Source organism: Streptomyces sp. NL15-2K, assembly GCF_030551255.1.
Classification (GTDB): Bacteria; Actinomycetota; Actinomycetes; order Streptomycetales; family Streptomycetaceae; genus Streptomyces.
This window is the reverse complement of the sequence record NZ_CP130630.1, coordinates 10,906,269-10,924,113: the sequence shown is the minus strand read 5'-3', so window position 1 is coordinate 10,924,113 and position 17,845 is coordinate 10,906,269. Positions and strand designations below refer to the sequence as shown.

At 72.8% G+C, this 17,845-nt stretch carries 9 protein-coding genes; 8 read left to right on the top strand and 1 reads right to left on the bottom strand.

What is annotated here, in order from left to right:
• Positions 1 to 16 precede the first annotated feature (16 nt).
• From Q4V64_RS47765 to Q4V64_RS47740, 6 genes are read left to right on the top strand one after another with little or no spacing between them, the layout of a single operon-like run.
• Positions 17 to 7,870 carry a beta-ketoacyl synthase N-terminal-like domain-containing protein gene (locus Q4V64_RS47765; protein ID WP_303714691.1) on the top strand — a complete coding sequence of 2,618 codons (7,854 nt, stop codon included), beginning with the start codon at positions 17 to 19 and terminating at the stop codon, positions 7,868 to 7,870.
• A gap of 32 nt (positions 7,871 to 7,902) precedes the next feature.
• A complete protein-coding gene (locus Q4V64_RS47760) occupies positions 7,903 to 9,522 on the top strand; it encodes a PfaD family polyunsaturated fatty acid/polyketide biosynthesis protein (RefSeq protein WP_124445032.1) in 1,620 nt (539 codons plus the stop codon).
• Positions 9,519 to 11,222, top strand: a complete 1,704-nt coding sequence (locus Q4V64_RS47755; protein ID WP_124445031.1) for an acyl-CoA dehydrogenase family protein — start codon at positions 9,519 to 9,521, stop codon at positions 11,220 to 11,222. Before Q4V64_RS47760 ends, Q4V64_RS47755 begins: the two co-directional genes overlap by 4 nt.
• Before the next feature lie 12 nt (positions 11,223 to 11,234).
• Positions 11,235 to 13,037, top strand: coding sequence for an acyl-CoA dehydrogenase family protein (locus Q4V64_RS47750; RefSeq protein ID WP_124445030.1), 1,803 nt, complete (start codon positions 11,235 to 11,237; stop codon positions 13,035 to 13,037).
• A 28-nt stretch (positions 13,038 to 13,065) separates the two neighbouring features.
• Positions 13,066 to 13,749 carry a 4-phosphopantetheinyl transferase gene (locus Q4V64_RS47745; RefSeq protein WP_124445029.1) on the top strand — a complete coding sequence of 228 codons (684 nt, stop codon included), beginning with the start codon at positions 13,066 to 13,068 and terminating at the stop codon, positions 13,747 to 13,749.
• Between the two features lie 9 nt (positions 13,750 to 13,758).
• On the top strand, positions 13,759 to 15,060 hold the full coding sequence (locus Q4V64_RS47740; RefSeq protein WP_124445028.1) for an FAD-dependent oxidoreductase: 1,302 nt from the start codon (positions 13,759 to 13,761) through the stop codon (positions 15,058 to 15,060).
• Between the two features lie 7 nt (positions 15,061 to 15,067).
• On the opposite strand, the gene Q4V64_RS47735 is transcribed toward Q4V64_RS47740, so the two are convergent.
• The gene (locus tag Q4V64_RS47735) at positions 15,068 to 15,688 is read right to left on the bottom strand and encodes a MerR family transcriptional regulator (RefSeq protein WP_124445027.1); all 621 of its coding nucleotides are present in this window, start codon (positions 15,686 to 15,688) and stop codon (positions 15,068 to 15,070) included.
• Between the two features lie 135 nt (positions 15,689 to 15,823).
• On the opposite strand from Q4V64_RS47735, the gene Q4V64_RS47730 reads away from it, so the two are divergent.
• Together Q4V64_RS47730 and Q4V64_RS47725 are read left to right on the top strand one after the other, a co-directional pair.
• A complete protein-coding gene (locus tag Q4V64_RS47730; protein ID WP_124445026.1) occupies positions 15,824 to 16,252 on the top strand; it encodes a DUF3291 domain-containing protein in 429 nt (142 codons plus the stop codon).
• A 43-nt stretch (positions 16,253 to 16,295) separates the two neighbouring features.
• Positions 16,296 to 17,744, top strand: coding sequence for an MFS transporter (locus Q4V64_RS47725; RefSeq protein WP_124445025.1), 1,449 nt, complete (start codon positions 16,296 to 16,298; stop codon positions 17,742 to 17,744).
• Positions 17,745 to 17,845: the final 101 nt, after the last annotated feature.

The following is a 17,845-nucleotide window of genomic DNA, read 5'->3' as shown; positions in this document are numbered from 1 at the left end:
GGAGGGACCAAGTTCCATGACCAAGTTCGCAATCGTCGGGATCTCCTGCCTGTTCCCCGACGCCCGGACGCCCGAGCAGTTCCGGCAGAACCTGCGCGGCGGCATCGACAGCCGCCGGGACGGCGGTGAGGAGGTCTTCGGGGCGGCGCTCGACGAGCGTGACCTCGACCCCCGCCACCGCATCACCTCCCGGCGCGGCGGGTTCGTCACCGACTTCGACTTCGACCCCAGCGGCTACCGGCTGGACGCCGGCTACCTCGCGGGCCTCGACCGGATCTTCCACTGGTCGATGTACGCGGCCCGGGAAGCGCTGCGGGACTGCGGCCTGGCCGACCGGCCCGAGACCCTCGCCCGCACCGGCCTGGTGATGGGCAACTACTCCTTCCCGACGCCGACTTCGGCCGAGGTCAGCGTTCCGCTGGCGCAGGAGGCCGTGCTCGCCGGACTGCGCCGCGCGGGCCTGCCCGAGCTCGCCGCGCTGCCGGGTGCGCGCCCGCTGATCGACCGTCAGGCGGTCGTCCCGGAGAACCTGCGGGTGAGCGGATCGCCCGCCGCCGTCACCGCCGCCGCGCTCGGCCTGGGCGGCCCCCGCTACTGCCTGGACGCCGCCTGCTCGTCGGCGCTGTACGCGCTCGGCCTGGCCTGCGGCCACCTCGCCTCGGGGCAGGCGGACCTGGTGCTGGCGGGCGGGGTCTGCGCCCCCGATCCGACCCTGATCCACCTGTCGTTCTCCGATCTGCACGCCTATCCGGAGAACGGGTTCAGCCAGCCCTTCGACGGCCGCTCCGGCGGCATCGTCACCGGCCAGGGCGCCGGCATGGTCGCGGTGAAGCGGCTGGCGGACGCGCTGCGCGACGGCGACCGCATCCACGCCGTGGTGGACGGCATCGGGCTGTCCAACGACGGTGCCGGACGCCACCCGCTCGTCCCACGCAAGAGCGGGCAGCTGGACGCGCTGGCCCGCGCCTACGCCGACGCCGGTGTGGACCCGGCGGACATCGACTACGTGGAGTGCCATGCCACCGGCACGCCGATCGGGGACACGACCGAGGCCGAGTCCCTCGCCGAGTTCTTCGGTCCGCACGGCAAGGTGCCGCTGCTCGGCTCGGTCAAGGGCAACATCGGGCATCTGCTGACCGTGGCCGGTCTGAGCAGTCTGCTCAAGGTCGTGCTGGCCATGGACGACGGCACGATTGCGCCGACCATCGGCGTGGACCAGCCGATCTCCTCCCCGGACGGCCGGGTCGGCGGTGACGCCCTGGTGCGTTCCGCGCAGGCCTGGCCCGAGAGGCCGGGTCCGCGGCGGGCGGCGGTCTCCGCGTTCGGGTTCGGCGGGACCAACGCGCACGTCGTGCTGTCGTCCCCCGAGGGGGTCAGCGCGCCTGCTCCTGCCGAGTCGGCCGTGCTGCCCGCGCCTGCCGACTCGGCCGTGTTGCCCGCCCCTGCCGAGTCCGCCGTGTTGCCCGCGCTGGACGTCGTAGGACTCGGTGCGCACTTCGGGTCGCTGGAGACCGTGGACGCCTTCGAACGGGCCGTCCACCGGGGCGAGCACGACCTGCGGCCGCTGCCCGAGCGGCGGTGGCGGGGCCTGGACCGCACCGACGGCGGCACCCTCGAGGAGGCCGGGCTCACCGGCGACGCGCCGCACGGCGCGTTCGTCGACGGCGTGGAGGTCGATCCCGTCCAGCTCCGGGTTCCGCCGTCCGACCTGCGGATCTACAACCCGCAGCACGCACTGGTGACCAAGGTCGCCGACGAGGCGCTGCGCGACGCCGGTTACCGGCTGGGCACCGGGGCGCGCGACACCCCCGAACCCCGCCGCGTCGCCGTGGTGGCGGTGACCGAGATCGAGCCGTACACGCACGCCAGGCTGAGCCGGTACGGGCTGGGGGCGTTCCTGCGCCGAGAGTTCGACAAGGCCGGCGTCCAACTGACCGAGGAGCAGCGGGCGGCGCTCACCGAGGTGGCCCGGGACGCCGTCGTGGACCCGATCGGCGCCAACGAAGTCCTCAGCTACATCGGCAATGTGATGGCCGGGCGGATCTCCTCCCGGTGGAACCTGACCGGTCCGTCGTTCACCCTCTCCTCCGACGGCGCGGGCACCGCCGAAGCTCTTCAGGTCGCGCGGCTGCTGCTGCTCGACCCGGATCTGGAGGCGGTGCTGGTCACCGCCGTCGATCTGGCCGGCTCGGCGGAGAACCTCCTCGTGGGGCCCGAGCTCGCGGCCGAAGCGGGGCTGTCGTTCAACGACGGGGACCGCGGCCGACGGGTGGGCGAGGGCGCCGGCGCCCTGGTCGTCACCCGTCCCGACACGTCCCGGGGCCAGGTGTACGCCCGCCTCGACGGGGTGGCCGTGCGCTACGCCCCGGCGGCTGGCTCGAAGTCCGCCCCGGCGACCGGCTCGAAGTCCGCCCCGGCGACCGGCTCGATGCCCGCCGCGGCCGCCGGACAGCTGGCCGAGGCCGCGCGGGCGGCTCTGGACGAGGCGGGCGTCGCCGCCGCCGACGTGGGCTATGTGGAGGCCCACGCGTCCGGCACCGAGGACACGGACCGGTCCGAGATCACCGCCCTGTCGCGGGTCTACGAGGCGGACGCCGACGGTGCCGCCTCCGGTACCGGCACCACCGCGCTGGGCAGCGTCGCGGCGCAGATCGGCGACACCGGCTGCGCGGCCGGGCTGGCCGGCCTGATCCGGGCCGTGCTGTGCGTACGGCACGCGTACCTGCCCGGCACCCCCGGCTGGAAGCGCCCCGCGGGCGATCTCGCCGACGCCTTCGCCGACTCCGCGCTCTACGTACCCGACGCCTCGCGCCCCTGGCTGCGTGAGGAGGCGGACGGCCGCCGCCATGCCGCCGTCGACATGCTGGGCGCCTCGGGCTCCCACGCCCATGTGGTCCTCTCCTCCGTGCCGGACGCGGAGCGCCCCCGCCGCAGCGCCGACTGGTACCCGGCGGGCGGTCCCGTGCTGCTGGCGCTCGGCGCCGGAACGCCGGACGGGCTGGCCGCGGAGGCCGGGCGGTACCGCGCGCTGCTCGACGACGGCGCCGACCCGCACGCCCTCGCCCGGGAAGCCGCCGGTGAACTCGGCGACAAGCGCCTGCGCGCCGTCCTCGTCGGCCAGGACCGCGAGGGGCTGGCCCGGCAACTGGAGCTGGCTGCACGGGACTTGCCGGTGGCGCACGCCGAGGGCAGGGAGTGGGCCACCCCGGCCGGCTCCTTCTTCACCCCCCGGCCCATCGGCCCCGACGGACGCGTCGCCCTGGTCTACCCGGGCGCCTTCAACAGCTACCCGGGCCTCGGCGCGGACCTCTTCCGGACCTTCCCCGCCCTGCTCGACCGCTTCGAGCGACAGGCCGCCCAGCCGGCCCGGATGCTGCGCGCGGCCCACCTGTATCCGCGCACCCGCGAGGCCCTCGACCGGCGGGGACTGATGCGGCTGGAGGAGCGGCTCGGCGACGACGTCCCGTTCATGCTCGCCACCGGCACCAGTTTCGCGATCCTGTACACCGCGCTGGTGCGTGAGGTGCTCGGCATCACGGCGCACGGCGGGTTCGGCTACAGCCTGGGCGAGTCCAGCATGCTGTTCGCGACCGGCGGCTGGGATCCGGCCGGCCGCAGCGACTCGCTGATCAGCGACAGCCCGGTCTTCAAGGACCGGCTGTGCGGACCGCGGCGCACCGTACGGGAGTTGTGGGGGCTGGGCGACGAGGTCCCCGACGAGGAGGTGTGGGCCTCCCACGTACTCCTCTCGCCCGCCGGCCCCGTGCGCGAGGCGCTCGCCCGCTACGACCGGGTCCACCTCACCCATGTGAACACGCCGCAGGAACTGGTCATCGCAGGTGACCCGGCCCAGTGCCGGGCGCTGATCGCGGAACTGGGCTGCCGCGCGGCCCGCTCCCCGGTCAACGTGGTCATGCACTGCCCGGTGGTGGACGCCGAGTTCGACGGCCTGGCCCGGCTGAACGACTACCCCACCGGTTCCTTCGGGGACCTGGAGCTGTTCAGCGCCTACGACTACCTGCCGCTGCCCGCCGAGCGGCTCGGCGAGTCCCCGCGGCGCATCGCGACGACCCTGCGCTCGACGATCGACTTCCCCCGTCTGGTGGACGCGGCGTACGAGCGCGGCTACCGCTACTTCATCGAGGTGGGGCCGGGCGCCACCTGCTCCCGGTGGATACGGGAGACGCTCGGCGACGCACCCCACGTGGCCGCCTGCGTGGACCGCCGCGGCGTCCCGGCGACGACCCCGCTCGCCCACCTGATGGCCCGGCTCGTCGGGCACGGGCTGCCGGTCGACCTGACGGCCCTGCTGGGGACGGCCCAGGGCGAGCGTCCCGCCACCGCACCGGCCGCCCGTCGCCTGCCCACGATCCGGGTGGGCCAGGGCGAGCCCATCCCGGACCGCATCGCCCGCGAGGCCGCCGCGGCCCTGGCCACGGGCCGCCCCGAAACAGCAGCCCGGGCTCACACACCCCACGAGACGGCCGCCGCCTCGGCTACCGGCCGCCCCCAACCGGCCGGCACACCCCACGAAACGCCCGCAGCCCCGACCACCGACCACCCCGAAACGACCACCCGGGCCCACACACCCCACAAGACAACCGCGACCCCGACCACCGGCCGCCCCCAACCGGCCACCCCGGCCCACACATCCCACGAAACAACCACGCCCCCAACCATCCGGCACCCCCAACCGGCCACCCCACACCGCACACCCCACGAAACCGCCCCGCCCCCGACCACCGGGCGTCCCACCCCGGCCACTCCCCAGCCGGTCGCCCGCACGTCGGCCAAGGCGCTGCCCACCGGGTCTACCGGACCTGTCGGACCCACCACGCCTGCCCGGCCCACCACACCTGCCGGGCCCACCCATCCCGCCGCACCCGTCCCCACGCCCACCCCCACCTCCACCCCCGTCCCCGCCCTGTCCGTTCCGCCGGAGGAGCCACCCGCCATGCCCGCCGATCCGACGCTAGAGGTCTCCGAGGTGATCACCTTCGGCGGAGACCCCATCACGGCCCTTCCCTGGGGCAGCCCGCAGCCATCCGTGGCCGGCGCCCCGACCGCGACGGCCCCGTCCGCGCCCGTTCAGCCCCCGGCAACCCCGTCGTCCGCCACCCCACCCGCCACCGCCCCGGCCCCCGGACCGTCGGCCGGCCCCGGCCGAAGGCCCGCCGCCGACCTGGTGCGGGAGTTGCGCCAGGGCATGCTGGCCGCCCACGGCGTCGTGATGGAGACGCACCGCGTACTGCAGTCCGCGACCCTGGAGCGCGCCGAGGCCCTGCTCGACGCCCAGTCGGCCGGCGCCCGGCCCGCCCCGGCGCCGCCCGCGACCGTCCACCGCCCAGCCCCACCCGCCGTATCCCCTCCGGCCGCCGACCGCCCCGCGGCGCTGCCCAGCGGGTCCGCAACGACGCCCACGACGCCCCCGCCGCCGCCCGCAACGCCCCCACAGGACAAGGCCCGCGACGGCGTGGTCGAGGGCGTCATCTGGGACGAGGCCGACCTGCTGGAGTTCGCGACCGGTTCTTTGGCCAACGTGTTCGGCCCCGAGTTCGCCGAGATCGACACCTTCGCGGCCCGGGTGCGGCTGCCTGCACCGCCGTACCACTTCGTCACCCGGGTCACCGAGCTGGACGCGAAGCCCGGTGTCCTGGAGCCCTCTCGCATCACCACCGAGTACGTCGTGCCCGAGGACGCCTGGTACGCCGTGGACGGCGGGGTGCCGCCCGCGGTGACCGTGGAGTCGGGCCAGTGCGACCTGCTGCTCGTCAGCTACCTCGGCATCGACTTCCGCAACAAGGGCGAGCGGGTCTACCGGTTGCTCGACAGCTCGCTGACCTTCCGCGGGGGGCTGCCCACGACCGGGCAGACTCTGCGCTACGAGATCTCGATCGACCGGTTCGTCCGCCAGGGCGACACCACGATCTTCTTCTTCAGCTACGACTGCTATGCGGACGACGAGCTGATCCTCGAACTCCGTGACGCCTGCGCCGGCTTCTTCAGCAAGCAGGAGCTGGACACCCCGCTCGGCGTCGTCCTGACCGACAAGGACCGGGCCCGGCGCGCAGCTCTGCCGAAGGGCACGTTCAAGCCCCTCGCCTACGCCCGCAAGCACCAACTCGACGCCGCCGACCTGGAGTTGCTCGCGCAGGGCAAGCCCGGCGAGGTCTTCGGCCCCGACCACGCGCAGGACCCGGGCATCAACCCGGCGCTGCGTCTGCCGGACGAGCGGCTGCGCATGATCGACGAGGTCACCATCGACCGCAAGGGCGGGCCGTGCGAGCTGGGCTCGCTCAGCGCCGTCAAGCATCTCCAGCCGGACGGCTGGTACTTCACCTGCCACTTCCCGGACGACCCGGTACTCGCCGGCTCCCTGATCGCCGAGGGTGCCGTCCAACTGCTGCAGATCTACCTGATGCACCAGGGCATGCACCTCACGCTGCCGGACGCGCGCTTCCAGACGGTGACCGACCGGCGCATCGACGTCCAGGTGCGCGGCCAGGTCACCCCGAAGGACGCCGAGATCCGCTACGAGGTGGAGGTCACCGAGCTGACCCTGCTGCCGAGGCCCACGGTGATCGCGGACGTCCTGATCTACCTCGGGGACAAGCCGGTGGTGCGGATGCAGAACCTCGGCCTGCAGATCGTGGAGAAGCCCGGCACGCCGTACCGGCCGGAGACCGGCGGGGTGCCGCGGTTCCTCGGCCGCCGTAACCGCGACGGCGAGCCCGCCATGATCAACGAGCTGCACCTGGCCCACTCCGCCAAGGGCCTGCTGGACATGGCCATGGGCCCGGAGTTCGAGATCTACCGTGACTCCCGCGCCCCCTACATCCCCAACGGGGACTTCCAGTTCGTCGACCGGGTCATGTCCCTCAAGGGCACGCGCGGCGACCTGAGCCCCGGTTCGGAGATGGTCACCGAGTACGACTCGCCGGACGACGCCTGGTACTACCGCGAGAACTCCTCGCCGTACATGCCGAACTGCGTGTACATGGAGAGCTCGCTGCAGGCAGCCATCTTCCTCGGCTACTACCTGGGCGCCACCCTGCGCGAGCCGCAGGAGGAGTACTCCATCCGCAACCTCGACGGCCGCGCCACGCTGGTCAAGGACATCGACCTGCGCGGCAAGACCATCCGCCACCACTCGAAGCTGCTGATGACGAGCGTGGTGTCCGGAGCGGTGCTGCAGAACTTCTCGTACGAGCTGTCCGCCGACGGCGAGGTCTTCTACACCGGCGAGTCGCTCTTCGGGTACTTCAGCGCCGCCGCCCTGTCCAACCAGGTGGGCCTCGACAGCGGCACCTACGTCCAGCCGTGGATCGAGGCGGAGCAGCCGGCGGCGGGCCGGGTGCGGCGGATCGACCTGACCCAGGACTCCCCCGCCTTCCGGGACACCGAGGGCGGCGAACTCCACCTGCCCGGCGGCCGGTTCGACCTGGTGGACCGGGTCGACCTGGTCGCGGACGGAGGCCGCCACGGCGCGGGCTACCTGCACGGGCACCGCGGCATCCGCCCCGACGAGTGGTACTTCGACTGCCACTTCCACCGCGACCCGGTGATGCCCGGCTCGCTGGGTGTCGAGGCGGTGCTGCAGGCGCTGCGCCTGTTCGTCCTGGAACAGAACCTCGCCGAGGGCATGCCCCGGCCCCGCTTCGCCATGGCCACCGACGTGGAGATGTCCTGGAAGTACCGGGGGCAGATCCTGCGCGACGACCGCGAGCTGTTCTTCGACGTGCACGTCAAGGAGGTCCGCAAGGAGGCGGACCGGCTGCTGCTGATCGCCGACGCGGACCTGTGGAAGCCGGGCCTGCGCATCTACGAACTCACCGACGTGGCCATCGAAGTCCGCCCCGAAGCCGACTGACCGTCCGGCAGAGCCGAGGAGATCGTCTACCCATGAACACGACCCAGGCCCCGCTCCGCTGGTACGGAGACGGGTACCCGAGCGTCGATCCGACCGGGATCCACCAGGTGCTGAGCCAGGTGGAGCAGCCCTGCTTCATCGTGTCCACGGCGCAGGGCGTCGGCGCGGCCGCCGGAGGCACGGCGGCCGCCGCCGGGGACGGGCCGGGCATCCTGGCCGCCGCCCCCGCCCTGCCCCCGCACCGGCTCGGCTCGGCCGAGTTCCGCGCCGCGCACGGAGTACGGCAGTCCTACATGGCCGGCGCGATGGCCGGCGGTATCGCCTCCGCCGACCTGGTGATCGCCCTGGCCGAGCAGGGCTTCCTCGCCTCCTTCGGCGCGGCCGGCCTGCTGCCGCGGACCATCGAGAAGGCGCTGGCCCGGTTCGCCGCCGAGATCCCCGGGCTGCCGTACGCCGTCAACCTGATCCACAGCCCCAGCGAGGAACGGCTGGAGCGGGAGGCGGTCGAGTTGTTCCTGCGGCACGGCGTGCGCTGTGTGGAGGCCTCCGCCTTCCTCGGCCTGACCCCGCATCTGGTCCGCTACCGGCTGGCCGGGCTCAGGCGGGATCCCTCGGGGCGGATCATCGCCGACCACAAGGTCATCGCCAAGGTGTCCCGGGCCGAGACCGCCGAGCGGTTCATGCGCCCGGCCCCGGCCACGCTGGTCGACACCCTGCTGCGGGACGGTCTGATCACCCAGGAGCAGGCGCAGCTCGCCCACCACCTGCCGCTCGCCGACGACATCACCGTGGAGGCGGACTCCGGCGGTCACACCGACCGCCGTCCGCTCCCGGCGCTCTTCCCGGTGATCCTGCGGCTGCGCGACCAGATCCAGCACGAGCACCGCTACGCCACCCCGATCCGGGTCGGGGCGGCCGGCGGCCTCGGCACTCCGACCGCCGTCGCCGCGGCCTTCGCGATGGGCGCCGCCTATGTGGTGACGGGTTCCGTCAACCAGTCCTGCCTGGAGTCCGGCACCTCCTCGGCCGCCCGCGCGCTGCTCGCGCAGGCGGACGTCACGGACTGCGTGATGGCGCCGGCGGCCGACATGTTCGAGATGGGCGTGGAACTCCAGGTACTGCGCCGGGGCTCGATGTTCGCGATGCGGGCGCAGCAGCTGTACCGGCTGTACCAGGCGTACGACGGCCTGCACGCGCTGCCCGGCGAGGAGCGCGAGCGGGTGGAGTCCCAGGTCTTTAGGCGTCCGCTGGAGGACGTCTGGAAGGAGTGCGTCGAGTACTTCAGCCGGCGTGACCCGGACCAGCTGCGCCGGGCCTCCGACAGCCCCAAACGGAAGATGGCGCTGGTGTTCCGCTGGTACCTGGGCATGGCCTCGCGCTGGGCGGTGACCGGGCAGTCCGACCGGACGGCCGACTACCAGATCTGGTGCGGCCCGGCGATGGGCAGCTTCAACGCCTGGGTGTCCGGCAGTTACCTCAAGACGCCCGAGAACAGGACGGTGGCCGATGTCGCCCACCATCTGATGCGGGGCGCGGCCTTCCACACCCGGATCGCCCAGCTGGCCACGGCCGGCGTGACCATCCCGGCGTCCGCTGCGGACTACCGCCCGGTTCCGCTGGAGCCGGCCGCTCTCATGGAGGCCGCCGGATGAGCGGGCTGACACCCGAGGACGTGGAGAAGCTGCTCGGGGTTCCCGGGGACCCGGGCAACCCGTACGGTTTCGCCGCCGCCGTGGCACGGGACGAGGCCGACGCCCACCCCGACGACCTGTGCCGCGCGCTGGTCTCGGCGGGCTTCCACCTCAACTACCTGCCCGAGGAGTGGGGCGGTGCGTTCGACTCGTTCGACCGCAGTCTGACCCTGGTGCGCGCGGCGGCCCGCCGGGACGTGAACGTCATGCCGGGCACCATGTTCAGCATCATCGCCGCGACCTGCCTCCAGCTGCACGGCACCGAGGACCAGCGCCGGCGGGTGGCTCAGATCCTGACCCGTGGCGGCTCGGTGGGGTTCGCCCTGACCGAGGCCGCGCACGGCAGCGATCTGCTGGCGGGCGAGGTGCGCCTCGACGAGGACGGGCGGCTGTACGGCGAGAAGTGGATGGTCGGCAACGGCATGCGCTGCGAGGCCGTCTACGTGGTGGCTCGCACCGGTGAGCGCGGGCCGGGCGCCTTCTCGGCGTATCTGCTGGATCCCGAAGCCGAAGGGCTGCACCGCGAACCCGCCCCGCGCACGGGAGGCATGCGCGGCGTCGACACCGCGCGGCTGCGCTTCACCGGACTTCCGGTGCCCGAGGACGCCCTGGTGGGCAAGGTCGGGGAAGGCCTGGAGGTGGCGATCCTCGCCCAGCAGGCCGTCCGAGTGATGAGCATGGCCGGCAGCCTGGGCATCGCGGACAGCGCGCTGCGCCTCACCCTGGGCTTCGCCCAGGAACGCCGTATCACCGAAGGGCGGCGCACCTCCGGAACGCCCCTGGCCGAGACGCCCCACGCCCGCCGTGAACTGGCCGTCGCCTCGGCGGCACTGGTGGCGGCGGACGCGGTGGCGCTGGCCGCAGCGCGAGGCGTCCACGTCGTACCCGAGGTGTTCAGCGTGTGGGCCCTGGCCGCCAAGCACGTGGTGGCGGAGGCGAGCGACGAGCTGGTCCGGCGCTGCGCGACCGTGCTCGCCACCCGCTCGGTCCTGCGCGAACAGGCGCCGGGCGCCGGGCTGTTCCAGAAACTCCAGCGGGACACGGCGGTGGTCCGGGTGATCGACGCCAGCCCGCTGGCCAACCTGCGCGCGTACGCGGCCCAGATCCCCACCCTCGTCACCCGCGACGAGGTGCCCGACCCGGACCCCCTGCACCGGATCTTCGCCCTCGCCACGGAGCTTCCGCCGTACGAGCCCACCCGGCTGGACCTCGTGGTGCGGGGCGCGGATCCCGTCTTCGGCGGACTGCCCGAGGCCGCCGACGCGGCCTGCGAGCAGCTCGCCGACCCGCGCACGGCCGCGCTCGTCCACCAACTGGCCTGCGCCGTCGCCAGGTTCGGCTGCGAGGCCGCCGCCGTGCGACGGCCCGGCGCCGACCCCAACGCCCTGGTGGACCTCGCGGAGCGCTACGCCTGGCTGCACGCGGCGTCCGCCTGCGTCCACCTGTGGTGGCACAACCGCGACCGGTCGCTGTACGGCGGCGAGGCGGGCGCGTCCGGCTGGCTGCGGGCGGCCCTCGCCTTCCTGCTCGCCCGCGCCGACGGCGTCGATCCGCGCCGCCACGGCCCCGACCTGCTGCCCGCCGTCGACGCCCTGTCCGCGCTGCGCGAGGGCGGCCTGCTGTTCACCGCCGCCCCGGTGCGGGTGGCGGCCGAGTTCTGAGGAGACCCGCTCATGCCCAAGGCCGACCTGACCGAGCTGGCGGTGCGGCTCGAGGAACACCTCGGTGACCCGCACGATCCGCACAGCCCGATGTCGTACCGCACGATCCTGGAGTACGACGAACGCGAGACGTACCCGTACGACTTCGTGGGCGCGCTGCGCGCCTGGGGCGTCCCCGAGTACGCCCTCCCCGGCGAGCAGGGCGGCAGGTCCGGGGACGTGGAGGCGGAGTTCAACCTGATGCGCCTGGTCGCCCGCCGCGATCCGACCACCGCCACCGCCCTGATCATCACCAACCTCGGCTTCATGCCGCTGTGGGTCGCCGGCACCGACGAGCAGAAGCGGCGGATGATCCACGACATCCTCCACGGCTACCGGCTGTCCTGGGGGCTGTCGGAGCGCGCCTACGGCAGTGACCTGCTGGCCAACGCGATGACCGCCGAGCGGGTCGACGGCGGCTATCTGCTGACCGGCGAGAAGTGGCTGATCGGCAACGCCACCTGGTCCGACGGCATGACCGCGATCGCCCGCACGAGCGAGCGCGGCGGCCCGGGCGGCTTCTCGCTCTTCGTCCTCGACAAGCGCACCGCCCCGGTCGGGACGGTGGCGGAGCTGCCCCGCGAGCGGCTGCACGGACTGCGCGGCATGGACATCAGCGGCCTGCGGGTGAACGGGCTGTTCGTCCCCGAGTCGGCCCGGATCGGTGCCGAGGGCCAGGGGCTGGAGATCGCTCTCAAGGCCACCCAGATCGCCCGTGCCCAGATCAGCGGTATTGCCATGTCGGCCGTCGACACCGGGCTGCGGCTGACCCTGGACTTCACCGAGGGCCGGATCCTGTTCGGCCGGCCGGTCAGCGACATCCCCTACAGCCGACGCCAGATCACCGAGTGCTTCGCCGACCTGATGGTCTCCGACGCGGTCAGCCTCGGTGCCGTGCGCGCCCTTCAGGTGACACCCGAGCAGGTCAGCATCGGGTCGTCGGTGGCCAAGTACTTCGTGCCGACGCTGATGGAACGCAGCATGTCGCAGCTGTCGGTGGTGCTGGGCGCCCGCTTCTTCCTGCGCGGCCACCCGCACTACGGCATGTTCCAGAAGCTGCTGCGCGATCTGCTGGTGGCCAACTTCGCCGACGGCAACACCGTGGTGAACCTGCGCAACCTCGGCCAGCAACTGCGGTCCCTGCTCGCCACGGCCACGTCCACACCGGCGGACGACGGCATCCGGCGTACGGCCGAGGAGCGGGCCGCCGTCCTGTACGGCATGACCCGGTCCATGCCGGCGTACGAGCCCTGGAAGCAGGAGCTGTCCAGCCGGGGGCGGGACGACACGGTGCTCGCGGCGCCCGACGGGATCGGCAGGCTGCGTGCCCTCGCGGAGGACTGCAAGGACGACGACGAGCGCGAACGGCTGCTGCGTGCAGCCGACGTGGCCGCGGAACTGCTCGACCACCTCGGCTCGCTCACCACCCGCTGCGAGGAGCTGCGCTCCCGGCTGGGCCGCGACTTCGGCCAGTGCGCCGAGCTGTTCGACCTGGCCAAGGAGTACTGCCTCGTGCACGCCGCCGCCGCGTGCGTCCTGACCTTCGTCCACTCGCACGCGGCGCTGGAGGAGCCGCTGCCGAGCGGTGCGCTGCTGCTGCTCCAGCTCGAACGGCTGCGCGGGCACCTGCGTCCGCACGAGACGGTCACCGACCAGAGCGTGATCGACGAGGCGATGCGGGTGCTGCGCCACCTGCACCGCGAGGACCGCCTCTTCTCGTACTGGCAGTTCCCGCTCGCACCCCGCACCGCCGACCAGACCGCCGCCCGCCACTGAGCCCGGCCTGACTGAGCAGGAGTACGACGTGTACGACGAGCGGGCGGTGGACCTGTGGACGCTGCCCGAGCACCGGGTTCAAGAGCTGTCCCTCCGCATGGGCGGTCCGGACCTGCTGACGCCGGAGGAACACGCACGCCACCACCGGCTGCTGCGCACCGGGTCCCGGCAGCGCTTCCTGGGCGGGCGCCTGCTCAGCCGGCTGGCCCTCAGCGCCCGCACCGGACTGCCGCCGGACACCTGGCAGTTCACCCTCACCCGGCACGGGCGCCCGGAACTCGCCGCGGACCACGGCGGGCTGCGCTTCAACCTGTCCCACACCGACGGCCTGATCGTCTGTGTGGTGACTCAGCGGCGCGGCTGCGGTGTCGACGTGGAGCGCGTGCCCTTCGACGAGGAGAAGACGCGGCGGCTGGACGCCTTCCTCGGCGGTGTGTCCCCCGGCGTCGCCGTGAGCGAGCGGTGGGTGCTGACGGAGGCGTACCTGAAAGGGCTGGGCGTCGGTATGACGGAAAGCCTCGAAGGTCTCGGTTTCCGGCGCCGGGACGCCGGCGGCTTCTCCCCCGACGACTGCCGCCGGCCGACCGTGGCGGCCCGCTGGCACCTCGCCCTCCTGCGCCCGTCCCCGCACCACCTCGTGGCCGTCGCGACCGAGGACGGCGGCACCCTGCGCACCCATACACCACCCATGCAACCGACCCTCTACAGGTAAGGACCTCCCATGTCCCACCACACTCCCCCGAACATCGCCGTGATCGGCGCCGGCCCCGCCGGGCTGTCCGCCGCCTACCATCTGCGCGACCGCGCCCGGATCACCGTCTTCGAGCGCGAGCCCCGCCCCGGCGGCCACGCCAACACGGTGGAGGTCGAGGAGAACGGCCGCGTCCTCGGTCTGGACACGGCGTTCATCGTCTTCAACCAGCCCGCCTACCCGCGGCTCACCGCCTTCTTCGAGGAACTCGGCGTCGAGGCCGTCCCGCACCCCGGAGGCTTCACCTTCTTCGACCTCGACAGCGGGCTGGAGTTCGGCACCGACGACCTCGAACTGGACGAGGCCTCGATCCGGGAGCGCTACGCCGCGCGGTACCCCGAGTTCCCCACCGTCTGGCGGGAGGCGCGCCGCTTCCAGGAGGAGGGCCGCCGTGACTTCGTACGCGGCCGGGCGAACATGTCGATGGGCGAGTACCTGGACCGGAACGGATACAGCCAGGAGTTCCGCCACTCGTACCTGATCATGCTCTGCTCCGCCGTCTGGTCGGTGCCGGCGGAGCTGGTCTGGGAGATACCGGCGGCCACGGTGATCGCGTTCTTCGTCGGCCACGGCGAGGGCGGTCTCGGGGGCCGGCGGGTCGACTGGCGGACGGTGGGCGGTGGCTCGATCGCCTACGTCCGCAAGGCGCTCGCGGCGATCGGCCCCGACCTGCGCGTGTCCGAGCCCGCGACCGCCGTCCGGCAGGAGGCGGACGGGGTCGTCGTGACCACCGCGTCCGGCACCGAGACGTTCGACTACGCGGTGGTGGCCACCCACGCCGACGAGGCCTTCGCCCTGCTGGAGAACCCCACCGACGCCCAGCGGTCGGCACTGGAGGGCATCCGCTACAGCAGCTCCAGGGCGGTGCTCCACACCGACCCCGCCCTGATGCCGACCTCCCGGGAGAGCTGGCTGGCCTGGAACTACGGAAAGGTCCAGGTGGACGGCGAGACCCACTGCTTCGTCACCTACTACCTCAACAAGCTGCAGGACTTCACGGCGGAGAACGACTACTTCGTCGTCCTCGACCCGCCCCGCGAACTCGACCCCGAGTCGGTCATCGCCGAGTTCGACTACACCCACCCGGTCATCGACGTCGCGGTGCGCGAGCGGCAGTCGGTGATCTACCAGGCGAACGAGGGGCCCCGGGTGAAGCTGGCCGGGTCGTACTTCCACTCCAAGCAGCTGGGCCCGGATCTGATCGGCTCCCACGAGGCCGCGTTCTCGTCCGGTGCGGACGCGGCGGCTCAGCTCCTGAGCGAGCTGGGCTGAGCCGATCTCAGTCCTCGGCGTGCCGCCGTGCCGACTCGTTCTCCTGGGCCATGCGCCGCAGCGCCAGCAGCGCGGGTTCCAGGAGGACGGTCACCAGCAGCGCGCGTTCCGCCACCTCCAACGGGTCGTCGATCCCCTCCAGTTGGTCGAGGTCGACGGCAGCGGTCCCTTCGGCCAGCCGCGCGTACGGCAGCAGCGCGCGCCAGTCCAACGGGCTGCCGAGCGTGCGCAGCGAGGTCAGGGTCTCGGCGAGGGTGTCCCTGGCCGGTGCGGCCTCGTGCACCTGCCAGCCCAGCTCCTTGATGAGCGCCTCCACTTCGGCCGGTTCCGGGGCGTCCGCCTCGGGCTCCTCCGTGATCCGGATCGAGCCGAGGGCGAGACCGAGCAGGATGTGGGTGTCGCCGGTGTGCTCGTCCACCGCCCGCAGGACGTCGCGGGTGGTGCTGACGGACAGGCCCCGGACACCGATCAGCGCACGGATCAACCGCAGCCTGCGCAGGTGCTGTTCGTCGTACTCGGCCTGGGTGGCGGACAGCTGCCGGCCTGGCGGGAGCAGGCCCTCGCGCAGGTAGTACTTGATCGTCGTGACGGAGACGCCGCTGCGGCGGCTCAGGTCGGACAAGCGCATCGGGACGGCTCCGCTCTGGTCATTGGACACTTCCACTGTCTAACATGGATAGTGGAGGTATCCAAAGGCCCTCAGAGGCCCTCCGTCCCCCTTCCCTCTGCCCCTGCCTGCCTCTGCCGGAAGAAGGCCGCAGCCATGCCCACCCTGCGCTGGACCACCGTCAACGCCCCTGCTCCGGACGCCGAGGCGTTCGTGATGGCATCCCGCCTGGAGGTCCGTTCCTTCGTCGACGTCCCCCGCTTCTTCCTGCGGTCGCTCACCGCCTGGAAGCAGGTGACCGGCGCGCCCGGCGCGTTCGGCGCCTCCCTGATCGCCCAACCGCTCAAGCGCACCTTCTGGACGCTGTCCGCATGGGAGGACAAGGAGGCCCTCTACACGTACGCGAAGACCGAGCCGCACCGGTCGATCATGAACGGACTGCGGTCCACGATGCGGCGCTCGGTGTTCACGTTCTGGGAGGTGCCGGCGGCGGACCTGCCCATCGGCTGGGCGGACGCCCGGCGCCGGCTGGCCGAGCAGGAGCGCTCGGACGCGCAGCACACCGACGGGCCCACGGCGGCCTGACTTTCTCTCTCCCCCCGCAGTCCCCTACAGGAGTTCCCCCCCCATGACGCTCTCCGAAAAGACCCCGGACGTCGAGGAAGCGGCCCCGCCGCCCAGCGAGGGCCGGCGCGTGCCGCTGTGGCTCGCCATCGTCGCGGCCAGCGTGCCCATGTTCATGGTCGCGCTCGACAACCTCGTCGTCTCGACCGCGCTGCACACCCTCGCCGTCGACCTCGACGCCACCACCCAGCAGCTCCAGTGGTTCGTCAACGCCTACGTCCTCAGCTTCGCCTGCCTGCTGATGACGGGTGCCGCGCTCGGTGACCGCTTCGGCCGCCGCCGGATCTTCGTGCTCGGCATCATCGTGTTCACGCTGTCCTCCATAGGCTGCGGCCTGGCGGACACCAGCGAGCAGCTGATCACCTTCCGCGCGATCCAGGGCTTCGGGGCCGCGGCCGTCATGCCGCTGTCGCTGACGCTGCTGTCGCATGCCGTGCCGGACAGGCTGCGCGGCATGGCGCTCGGTGTGTGGTCCGGCGTGAGCGGTCTGGCCGTCGCGATGGGCCCGGTGGTGGGCGGTGCCGTGGTCGACGGCCTGGACTGGCGCTGGATCTTCTGGATCAACGTGCCGGTGTGCGTGATCGCCATCCCGCTGGTCCTGTTCGCGCTGCGCGAGAGCTCGCTTCCCGGCATCCGGCTCGACCTCGCCGGCATGCTGCTGGCCGCCGCCGGACTGTGCGCGGTCGTGTGGGGCATCGTGCACGGCGAGACCGACGGCTGGACCTCGGGAACCGTGCTCGGCGCGTTCGCGGGCGGCGCGGTGCTGCTGGCCGCGTTCGTCGCCTGGGAGGCCAGGGCACCGCAGCCGATGCTGCCGCTGTCCTTCTACCGCGTACGGGCCTTCACCCTGACCAACGTCGTCTCCGCGGCCATGTACTTCGGCGTCTTCGGCTCCCTCTTCCTGCTCGCCCAGTACCTCCAGATCGTGCCCCCGCGCACGCCGCTGGAGGCAGGTGTGCGCACGCTCGCCTGGACCCTGATGCCGATGTTCGTCGCCCCTGTCGCCGGCCTCCTCACCGACAAGGTCGGCGGCGGCCGCCTGATGGCCCTCGGGCTCTTCCTCCAGGGTGTGGGCCTCGGCTGGATCAACCTCGTCGCGGACACCGACACCGCGTACTCCTCCCTGGTCGGCCCGATGATCGTGGCCGGCATCGGCATGGGCTTCGTGTTCGCCCCGACGGCCGCGGTGGTGCTCGGCTCGGTCGCCAAGGAGCACGCGGGCAAGGCGTCCGGTGCCAACACCACCGTCCGGGAGGTCGGCGGAGCGCTCGGCATCGCCGTCCTGAGCACCGTGTTCGTGGCGCACGGCAGCACGCGGGACCCCCAGCAGTTCGTCGACGGGCTGCGCCCCGCGGTGTGGGTCGGCGTCGCGGTCGTCCTCGCGGGCGCCCTGTTCGCCCTCGGCATCCCGCGCCGACCGCGCCCGGAAGCCGCGGCGGCCGAAGTGGAGTGACCTTCCGCCCTCCCCGTGCGGTGGCTGCGTGCGCTTCATCGGCGGCAGCCACCGCACGGGCGGCTTCCGCCATGCCGACGGTCCCGGCAGGGCCGACGCGG